Below are 2,221 nucleotides of genomic sequence, written 5' to 3'. Positions count from 1 at the left end.
AGCGTTCGTCCTGAGCCAGGATCAAACTCTCCAATAAAGTATTGAAAAGAGCGATATGCTCATTTTGAAACTGACGATTCATTATGAATCAAAAGTTACTATCCATTTGTTCAGTTTTCAAGGAACTTGTGTCCGTTCGTGTTGACGCTTGTCAACCGGACAGGAATCTTATCTTATCATGTTGACCAAGTAGCCGTCAACTCTTTTTTTCGTCAGCGTTCAAAGCGTTTCGACAATCATTCGTTTGAGGCGACAAGAAATAATATATCATGATCTAATTCATTTAGCAAGCACTTTTTAATAACCTTTATATAAATACTTTATAATCCGCAAGTACCATAAATAAAGAAACTCTTAACTACAGCATTCGACAGCTTATATCAATCCAGAAAAATCGACTATATTTACATACAGATATTTTCGGTTTACTAAATAAATGGATAATTCTATTTACTAAAAACGGATAGACACATCTACTTTTACGCAAATAGTATTAGATAACTATTTAGAGGATACTTTTATATAAGAAGTGTTTTCCTCTACTCCCTTTGATGTAAGTGATCCAAACGCTCTATAATACGGTATATATAGTATAGATTAAGGGATGAATGCTACTTCCATTCCAATGTTTATGACATGCTGCTCGATGATGCTTAATTCAGAACCCGCTTTCTAAATCACAATCGGCTTTATTCATATTGAAGATGCACGGATGAATAACCTATATGGGGTGAACACATATGAAACAATGGCTGAAGGACATTCGAAAGGGTTATGGTAAAAAGCTCGTTTCCATTCATGCATGGAATGCCTGGATTGTTGTCATCCTCGCGGTAACAGGTCTTATGTTAGTTGGTGGTTTCTGGCGTGAGTTACTCGGGATTGGACGCGTATGGTTAAAGTGGCTGCATATTATCGTCGGGCTCGCTATGCTGGCACCCGTAGTATATTACTTGCTTTTGGCAGGAAAGCACTGGAAACAACTTCGCAATAGGCCTTGGCAGAGAGCAAATACTATCGTTGTTCTTGCACTGCTGGTAGGGTGGCTGTTATCAGGTATTGTATTATGGCAGTTCAAGCTCGCTGGACCGAGATGGTCGAACGCTGCGCTTCTAATTCATGATTTGCTGACTTGGGTTGGCCTGCCTTATATTATCTACCACTCCATCACGCGAACCAAGTGGTTAAAAGACCCTGCACGACGTGCAGTAAATACAACGACAATAGTAGCAGAAGCTAGAAAAATGGCGCATCCAACTGATGCTCCTGATGAAATTACGCCACCAGCAGCGATAGCTCCTACAGAATCTTTACGTACCCCAAAGGAAGGTTCTCTCCATCAACCTGAGAAACCTCAATCCGTGTATACACGGCGGGCATTTATTCGGTCTGCTGTTGGCGTGGGGCTAGCTGTGACTTTGGGACCTACTTTTATATCTTGGGTTGGACGGAACCTCAATATAGACAACAGTATTGATAGCATGCTGGAGAATGACCCCAATCGCATGGTGCCCTTACCGCAAGCATTACCTGCTTCTTCACCACCCGTGGGAGGCGGAGCCGAAGGTCATTTTCGCGTTTATACGGTAACACCGATACCTTCCTTTTCCAATGAAAACTGGTCATTCCGGATCGATGGGCTTGTTGAACGGGCGCAAGTCTGGAACTGGGAACAGTTCGTGAAGCTTGCACGTACGGTTCAGGTTAGTGACTTTCATTGCGTTACAGGCTGGTCCGTATATAAGAATACTTGGGAAGGAATATCCCTTAAACAACTATTGACCCAAGCAGGAGTTAAACCCGAAGCGCAAAGTGTTAAGTTCTACTCCGGAGATGGTGTGTATACGGATGCCATTACGATGGATCAGGCGCAGATGGATGATATTATGATCGCTGTCATGCATGATGGCAAACCAATTCCCGCAGATCTGGGCGGTCCGGTACGATTGGTCATTCCCCAGATGTATGCCTATAAGTCCGTCAAGTGGCTGAATCGCATTGAACTGATCGACAGCGACCATATCGGTTACTGGGAAGAACGTGGATACGACAAGGACGCATGGCTCACGGGTGCTTCTCAGGCGCGTTCCTGATTTAAGTTGATACGGATGTAAAGTTGAGTTTGAATATACGTGTGTAAACCAAAGGGGCTGTCTCAAAAGCCCTTAAAAAGCGTATCAGCAAAAAAGAAATAACACTCCTACGTTCGAAAAAGGACAAA

1 protein-coding gene is annotated in these 2,221 nt (G+C 42.9%); it reads left to right on the top strand.

Features of this window, described 5'->3' with window-relative positions; translation table 11 throughout:
* Positions 1-740 precede the first annotated feature (740 nt).
* Complete coding sequence (locus tag P5G61_RS31755; protein ID WP_301250118.1) at positions 741-2,093, top strand: molybdopterin-dependent oxidoreductase; 1,353 nt, start codon at positions 741-743, stop codon at positions 2,091-2,093.
* Positions 2,094-2,221: the final 128 nt, after the last annotated feature.

The sequence above is a fragment of the Paenibacillus vandeheii genome (assembly GCF_030433635.1).
Lineage (GTDB): Bacteria > Bacillota > Bacilli > Paenibacillales > Paenibacillaceae > Paenibacillus > Paenibacillus vandeheii.
The sequence above is the reverse complement of the archived record's forward strand: the minus strand, read 5'-3'. Positions and strand labels throughout refer to the sequence as shown.